Below are 7,926 nucleotides of genomic sequence, written 5' to 3' on the forward strand. Positions count from 1 at the left end.
GCTTCACCGACGTCATCCAACTCGCCGAGGCAGTCAGGGAGACGTTCGCCCTCGAAGCGGGAGAGATCAATGGGCAACGCCTGCCCCTGAAGCCCTCCCTGTCCGTTGTCGCTCCGGCATGAGCGTCGACATTGAGCCGACCATGAAGACCTCCATGGGGACGGTGCCGCGCCTGCACGACGCCAACTACCGGGGCTTCGCTTCGGACAACTATGCGGGGGCCCACGCGGACGTCATCGCCGCGGTCCAAGCAGCGAATGAGGGCCACGTCACCGCCTATGGCGGGGACATCTACACGGAACGCCTGCAGGAGGTGATACAGGGCCATTTCGGGTCAGATGCCACAGTGTTCCCGGTCTTCAATGGGACAGGTGCCAATGTTCTTGCCCTCCAAGCCCTGCTACCGCGCTGGGGCGCCGTCATCTGTGCGTCAACGGCACACATCAACACTGACGAGAACGGCGCCCCGGAGCGGGTTGGCGGGATGAAACTCCTGCCCGTTCCGACACCCGACGGAAAGCTCACCCCGGAGCTGATCGATGCTGAAGCCTGGGGCTGGGTAGATGAACACCGGGCGCAGCCACTGGTCGTGTCGATCACTCAGACAACCGAACTCGGCACCTGCTACACGCCGGACGAGGTCAAACAGATCACTGACCACGCCCACGCGCGCGGCATGAAAGTGCACATGGATGGAGCGAGGTTGGCAAATGCCGCAGCACATCTTGGACTTCCCCTGAGGGCTTTCACCACCGACGCCGGGGTCGATGTCGTGTCCTTTGGCGGCACCAAGAACGGTCTGCTCTTCGGTGAGGCCATCGTCTGGTTGGACTCCCCGTCGGACCGCGGCATGAAACACCTCCGCAAGATGAACATGCAGCTGGCCTCCAAGATGCGCTTCGTCTCGGCTCAACTTCTGGCCCTGCTTTCCGGGGACCTGTGGCTCATCTCGGCCGCCCACGCCAATGACATGGCGCAACGTCTCAGCGTTGGTGTTTCGGCCCTCGATGGGGTGTCGTTGACGCAGGTCACGCAGTCCAACGGCGTCTTCGCGGTCCTCCCGGCAGGGGTGGCGGAGAAAGTCCGCGAACGGTACCGCTTCTATGACTGGGACCATTCACGCAGGGAGGTCCGGTGGATGTGCTCATGGGACACCACCGAAGCAGACGTCGCCAACCTGGTGACCGCTATCAAAAAAGCAATGGATGGTGCCCCGGACCAGGGCTGACGTCTCATCGACGCGGGGCGCGTCGTCGGTAGTGGATCAGGAGCGGTGCTCTGGTATGCGTTGTGGATCATTCGCTCGAAGGGGCTGCGCCGGCAGAACAGCTCAGCCAGTCCCCGACGTCGGCGGGGTCGTATCGCGTGGTGCGGAGGGTGAGGGCGTAGAAGGGTGGTCCAGCTCCGCCGCGGCGGAGCTGGCGGGCTGCCGGACGGGCACCCCGAAGAGTGCGGCGACCTCGCGCGGGATGGGCAGGATCTTCTGTCTTCTGGTGACATTCCTCCTGACAATGCTGATCCGGGCTGGGACCCGGGCACGGGTTTGGTTTTGGCCACCGTTCCTTTCGGCATGAAGTGCCTTCTCTGCCTGTGGGGTGAATGGGCCAGCCGGAGTCCGGGGGTCCGTGGAATACCGCACGGAGCGAAGCGAGTGACGATATCCCGTGAAAGCCCCCGGTGCAGGGCTTGCCCAGAGGGGAACAGGCGGTACGCTGGGCAGCCGAAAGGGACGGCGCAGCCGTCGGAAAAACCAGGCGCGCAGCGCCCATGAAAAAAGCTTTTGCCGTGGAGCCGTCCAGCCACCTTGGCAACACCTGAAAAGTCAGCAGCGAAAGACGGAGCAAGCTGGGAACTTAGGTGCCCCGAGTTGTTCCGCGGCCTCGACGCGGTGCGTTGCGTGGGCGGAACACTGAGTATGGTCCCCGGTGAACACGGCGGGGTCGCTGCGCTGGCGGGAGGCGCCCGTCGTGAGTGAAGCCCACGAGGGCTGCGCGTCGGGTGTTACGGGGTGGAGGTCGAGGCGGCGGCGGGCGAATGTCGAGGGCTGCCGGGTGCACCGGGACCCCGGAAGTGCAGCGGCATCTCCTAGCCCGGGTTGTCAGGTCCCGTGCGGGAGCAAATCAGGGTTTGGCTTAGTAATCGGACCGTCAGGGTCGAATACCTATAAGAATCAACACCGGAATGTCGTTCCTACCCGTGCTGTTGTGGGCCCATCGACGAGGATTTTCCCACACGTTTACCACACGGAAACGTTGAAATACGATGACATGTCGTAGACCGCGCAGGTCATCAAAACACCTAGATTCCGGGGATTATTGGCACAGTGACAGGCTTTGGCAAGTATGAAAATAAGCCGTCCCCTGAGAAAAGGTCAGGGGTTCGATTCCCCTAAGCTCCACTACGAAGGCCTTTCGGCCTGCGGAAACGTCGGCGTGAAGGGCTTTCTGCCGGAATGACCCAGTTGGGCGGCAGCTTGCCTGGAGCTGTATTCCTGGTCGATGAGAGTGGCAACTGATTTACGGAAGACATGCGGGGTTACCCACTCGTAGGGCGATCCCGCGCGGGCGTCCCGCCATTGCCTGCGGAAGTTGTGGGGGCTGCGCACTGTCCCCGTGGAGGACGGAAACAGCATGTCATCGGGTTTGGGCTGCTCGGCCGAATACCTGCGGTGGAGCGTTTCGACCAACGTTGAGTCGCCGGCATCAACACTGACAAACAGAACTCGCGCTACTAGGCTCCGGATATGTCAAAGCGATCGTTCTTCCGGAACGACTTCCCCCGCGTCACCCACGTGATACTCGGGACTCTCATAGGAACGAATGCGCTATTCAACAACTTCTCACACCCTGTCTGGGTGACAGTCAATGTACTGATCATTGTCGGCAGCTTCGGCATCGCCATCGCGAACGCAGTTGGACTCTTCCTGCGTCGACGTCGACGGACGCACAGGGACGCAGAGACTCCTGATCAGTGAATGCGCCCAGACGCGGGGGTGCCAGTAACCTTTCGGGCCCGGCTTCCGTGCCTCACCAACTGCAGAGTCCGTCACACGTTTACCACACGGAAACGGTGAAATACGATGACATGTCATGGCTCTTCAGGTCGCCAACAACGTCTGAATTCCGCGAATTATTGGCAGAATGACAGGCTCTGCCAAGCAGTGAAATGAGCCGTCCCCTAAGAGTTGGTCAGGGTTCCATCCCCCTAAGCTCCACTTTTCCCGCGGATTGCGGTGTCTTTTGTAGGCCTTGAGCGCCAAACTGCAGTGGGCCCTCGGCCACCCCTTCGCCCTGCTCCTTGTCGTCGGTAGGGGACTCGGGCCCGCCTGGGTGTTCATGCGTCGAGGCTGGCGCTCGGGAGCCCCGACACGACGGCGGCCGGGACCCTGAGGCCCCGGCCGCCGTCGTCCACTTGGGTCAGCGCGTCGTAATCACGTGCGTGCGGTGGTCGTAGGTGAAGGTCACCGGGCCACCCGCGTGGTTGAGGGCAATGTTGCTGCCGTCACGGCCGCCGCCGGCACCGTAGTTCTCGGTCCAGCTGCGGTTGAGGGCCGCCTTGTACTCGTAGTTGCCTGCGGGCAGGTCGGCGACCTCCAGGATCCAGGTCCGTGACGCGTCGTCGAACTTCATCTGTGCCTGGTCGCACGCCGGATCCCAGTCCCCGCTGCACCCCAGTTCGGAGTCGAGGCTGCCGGCCACCGCCACCGTGTCCGGTTGCTCGACGACCGACCCGACCGTCACGGTTCGAATGTCGCTGACGGAGGTGCCCAGCACCGCCCGGTACCGCACCTGCGTCCCCTCGGGGAGCCCGAGCGCGGCCAGGTCGTCGACGGCAGTGTAGGTCGGCGACGAGTCGTCGGTCCCGATTGCGGTCCACGCAGCGCCGTCCACGCTCCGCTGGAGCGTCACGGCGTGGTCGGAGTCCTCCGGGCTCGCGGTCGCGGTCACCTCGACGTCGCCCTGCACCTGCGTGCCCTCGGCCGGCAGCCCCATGGTGAGCTTCGGCGCGGGCACGGCCGCCGACGCCGAAGGCGAGGTCCGCGTGTGGCGGCCGTTGTCGAGGACGACGGCGCGGTACTCGACGACGGCACCCGCCGCCAGCGCGCTCGTGTCGTGATACACGCTGTAGGGCGCGTTGTCATCCGTGCCGATGCTCGTCCACCCGGTGCCGGGGGTGCGGGCCTCGAAGGTGACCTCGTAGAAGGAGGAACCGGCGACGTCGGCGGCGACCCTCATGCGGCCGTTGTCTTCAGCGGCCGGAGCGGGCTGCTGCAAGCTGATGCCCGGTGCCTTGCTGGAGTGCGGAATCGCGCCGGAGAGCTCGTACACCACGGTGGACAGGGCCGGCACGGTGACACTGAGGGTGCCGTCGGCGGCCGACCGGCCATGCTTCGGGGCGTCGCCGTACACGAGGCCGAAACTGCGCTTCGCCGCGTAGGTGGGGATCGCCGCGGTCTGAGGCTCGGTGCTGTTGTTGAGGGCCACCACGTATTCGCGCCGCTTGTCGGCGTCTACGCGGGAGAACGCGTAAATGCCCGGGCCGTCGGAGGCATACCGGTGCTGGTGCGCGCCATTCCGCAGCGCGGGATGGTCGGCGGTTACCTCGGCAAGCGTGGCGATGCTCTGGTAGAGGGGGTGGTCAGCGTCGAAGTTGTCGGTGGCGTGCGTCGCCGCAGTGCCCAGCAGGTCATCGTCCAGGTACTCGGGCACCTGGCTCGCGAACAGCGTCTGCCGCGCGTCCTGGTCGCCGCCGGGGCCCGTGAAGCCCTGTTCGTCACCGTAGTAGATCACGGGGTTGCCGCGGGAGAAGTACATGAGTTCGTGGGCCAGGGTGTCCCGGGCCACCAGTTCGTCCTCCGGGGCCCCGGGATTGTCCGCCGCCAGGAAGCTGCCGATGCGCCCCATGTCGTGGTTCCCGAGGAAGGTCGGCAGGCTGTAGGCGTTCGAGTCGGCATCCGTGTACCAGTCGTCGCCAGCGAAGAAGTTCTGGAGGTCGGTCGCCGGCGCGCCCTGCGACGCGTAGCCGCGTGCGGCGGCCTGGAACGGGAAGTCGAGCACGGACTGCATCCTGTTGCGGGTGGTGAACTGCGAGGTGAAGGACTTGGTGGTGTCGAAAACCTCGCCGAACATGAAGAACTCGTCCTTGCCATGCTCCCGGGCATAGGCCAGCACCTCGGGGCCGAAGGCCTGCCAGAACTCGTCATTCACGTGCTTCATGGTGTCGATCCGGAAGCCGTCCACTCCGAAGTCGGTGATCCACGTCTTGTAGATGTCGATCATGCCGTCGACCACGCGCGGGTTCTCCGTGGAGAGGTCGTCGAGGCCGAAGAAATCGCCGTAGTGGGAGTCCTCCCCGGTGAAGGTTGTGTCTCCGCGGTTGTGGTAGAGCGTGGGGTCGTTGAGCCACTCGGGCACTTTCAGGTTCCGGTCGGCCTCCGGCACCACGGGCACGTAGGGGAACGAGGTCGCCGGGTCGAGGGCGGGGAAAGTGCCGGTGCCCGCGTAGTCACGGTCGTCGAACTCGTTGCCGTCGGCGTCGCGGTACGGCTCCTCGTCCTTCGAGATGTAGGGCGCGCGCTCGCCGGCGTCGTAGCCGATCACATCGGCGGTGTGGTTGGTGATGATGTCGAAGTAGACCTTCATGCCTCGTGAATGCGCGGCGTCGATGAGCGTTTTGAGGTCCTCGTTGGTGCCGAGATGCGGGTCGATCTGCGTGAAGTCCGTGATCCAGTAGCCGTGGTACCCCGCGGAGTTGTCCTCGGGCTGCACTGCGCGGTTCTTGAAGCTCGGGGTCAGCCAGATGGACGTGGTGCCAAGTCCCTGGATGTAGTCGAGTTCCTTGAGCAGGCCCTGAAGGTCACCGCCGTTGTAGTAGCCCTTCCGGGTCGGATCGAATCCGGAGACAGAGGGATCGGCGCCGAGTCCGCCGTCGTCATTGGCCGTGCTGCCGTTCTGGAAGCGGTCGGCCATGACGAAGTAGAAGTTCTCATCGGTGACGGCGGTGCGCAGCGAGTGCTGCGCGGCGGCGGGAGGGGATTTGGGGTCTTTCGGGGCGGCGTGGGCGGGTAACGACGCGGCGGAACCGGCGACGAGTGCGGTCAGCACGACGACAGTGGCGTGGCGGGATTTCACGGATCTCCTTCAGGGAACGCAGGGTGAAAGATCAGCGTGTCCCATGTCACACGGCGAGTCAGTCCTCGACACGAAACTTGAGTGAAAACTTTTTGCGGAAATCCGTACGGCAGCTGCCAGTACGGCTCGGTTGTCAGGCAGCGACTCCCCGGTCATGGCTAGAGATTGGCCCCGTGTAGCCTGACCTCCAGGTCGAAGAACCTGGGGGGCCAATGACGAATACCGCCGAGGAGGCACGCGGGACAGGCTTGCTCAAGCTTGTCGTTCTTGCACTCGCGTTCTCTTGCCGGCTGCACTTCTCGCGCTGCGTGTATTCCGCCTGTATCGGCGGCGAAGTCGAGCGCCCGCCGGGCACTAGAATCAGAGTCGAATACTTCCTAGGAGGGACCCTTGAAACACCCTGCGGTTGTAGTGCTCGGCATCGCGGGACTTCTCCTCGCCGGGTGCGGCACCGACGCCCGGACAGACGCGACGGCCGACTACCTCACACCGGGGGTGAAGGTGGCTGTTTCGGCGTTGACGGACCAGGAACTGCACGAAAAGGCGTTCCTAGATTACGTCCGCCGGGAACATCCCGACCTGCAGTTCATGAAGGGCGACCAGATCATCACCATCGCCATGAGCTTCTGCAGGATGTACGACCAGGGCGGGGCCGCGCAGGACGCGAGCAGCCTGATCCGCGCAGGGGACGCAACAGGTGCGTACACGACCGAGGAACTGAAAACCATTTCCGGGGCCGGTGTCGCGTCTTTCTGCCCCCAGCACGTCAACAAATTCCGGCAGGAAATGGCGATGCAGGAGGAGCTCGCCCTCAGGTGACGGGCGGTGTCCGCCCAGTCGGGAATGGCCGTGCGGCATGAGGGCGGCAGTGTTCAGCCGCTGACGCTGCTGGGGTCGTTCCCGTAGGAGTTCCGTTCCCCGATGGTCCCGTCAATATTCCTGATGATGTGCTCCACCTTCTCCGCCTTGGCGACACTCCGGCCGATCCCGGCTGCCTCCTCCTTGGTGGCGGAAAGACCCCAGGGCTTGTCATCGACCGCCTGGCGCCGGTTCATCCACAAGCCCACCTCGTGGAACGTTTCGATGTCTCCCCTAGGCATGGGATCTCCTCTCGTTGGACCATTCAGCGTCACCATACCGAGCGCAGAACGACGGCGGCCACCTATTCCTTCCGGGGCGGTAGCCGCCGGGCTGCGCGTGCGTCCGTGACCGGATGTCGGCGTCGGCTCGGACCGTCGCGGGCACACTCGTAAAGCGTTGTACGACCGTAACCAGCAGCACCTGCTGCGTGTTGTTCTGCGGCTGTATGGTCCTTCTATCGCGCGGCTTGTGGGGGCAGCCGCGGACGGTGACGCACGGTGTGCGGCAGCCAGGAACAGCCCCGATTGGGCTTCAACGGGTTTCGGATCCCTCTGCCTGCTTTGATGCGGAGGACCGTTTGTCAAAGGGGCCTCCCTTCCAGATGAAAGTGCCTACGGTGAACACTCGGTTCTTCCTCTCCTTTTCCATCGCGGCGATGCTGCTCGCGGGGTGTGCAGCCCCGACCGCCTCTGGGTCCGCCGAAAGTCCCGCGCCCAGCCCCTCAACTTCCTCCGTCCCTCCAAGCCAGAGTGAGGAGCCGGAAGTCCCGGCAGTGTCCGAGGCTCCGACATCCCCGCCGGTTCCGTCGTCCGCACCGCCCACCACCGCCTCCAAACCGCCGGCCGCCCCGGACCCTGCACCATTTATCCCGGAGGCACCACAGCCCGCGGCACCACAGGCCCCTTCCGAAGTCCCCGTAGTCCAGCCTCCCGCG

At 64.4% G+C, this 7,926-nt stretch carries 4 protein-coding genes; 2 read left to right on the top strand and 2 right to left on the bottom strand.

The genetic code is table 11. The features are described 5' to 3' along the window. The first annotated feature begins 118 nt into the window (after positions 1-118). Complete coding sequence (locus QZX79_RS11275; RefSeq protein ID WP_294568375.1) at positions 119-1,228, top strand: low specificity L-threonine aldolase; 1,110 nt, start codon at positions 119-121, stop codon at positions 1,226-1,228. A gap of 2,188 nt (positions 1,229-3,416) precedes the next feature. Here the strand turns inward: QZX79_RS11275 and QZX79_RS11280 are convergent. Further along, on the bottom strand, positions 3,417-6,131 hold the full coding sequence (locus QZX79_RS11280) for an alpha-amylase family glycosyl hydrolase (protein ID WP_294568376.1): 2,715 nt from the start codon (positions 6,129-6,131) through the stop codon (positions 3,417-3,419). A 390-nt stretch (positions 6,132-6,521) separates the two neighbouring features. Between QZX79_RS11280 and QZX79_RS11285 the strand changes: the two genes are divergently transcribed. Next, positions 6,522-6,950 carry a DUF732 domain-containing protein gene (locus QZX79_RS11285; RefSeq protein WP_294568377.1) on the top strand — a complete coding sequence of 143 codons (429 nt, stop codon included), beginning with the start codon at positions 6,522-6,524 and terminating at the stop codon, positions 6,948-6,950. 53 nt (positions 6,951-7,003) lie between these two features. Here QZX79_RS11285 and QZX79_RS11290 read toward each other — a convergent pair whose 3' ends face one another. Continuing rightward, positions 7,004-7,231 (bottom strand): DUF2188 domain-containing protein, encoded by a 228-nt coding sequence (locus QZX79_RS11290; protein ID WP_120167438.1) that lies wholly within the window; start codon positions 7,229-7,231, stop codon positions 7,004-7,006. Positions 7,232-7,926: the final 695 nt, after the last annotated feature.

Origin of the sequence: uncultured Arthrobacter sp. (assembly GCF_902805515.1) — a bacterium.
Classification (GTDB): Bacteria; Actinomycetota; Actinomycetes; order Actinomycetales; family Micrococcaceae; genus Arthrobacter_D.

Coding starts and splice junctions, on each gene's coding strand:
- QZX79_RS11290 (WP_120167438.1), bottom strand. CDS start 7,231: ATGCCTAGGGGAGACATCGAAACGTTCCACGAGGTGGGCTTGTGGATG.
- QZX79_RS11275 (WP_294568375.1), top strand. CDS start 119: ATGAGCGTCGACATTGAGCCGACCATGAAGACCTCCATGGGGACGGTG.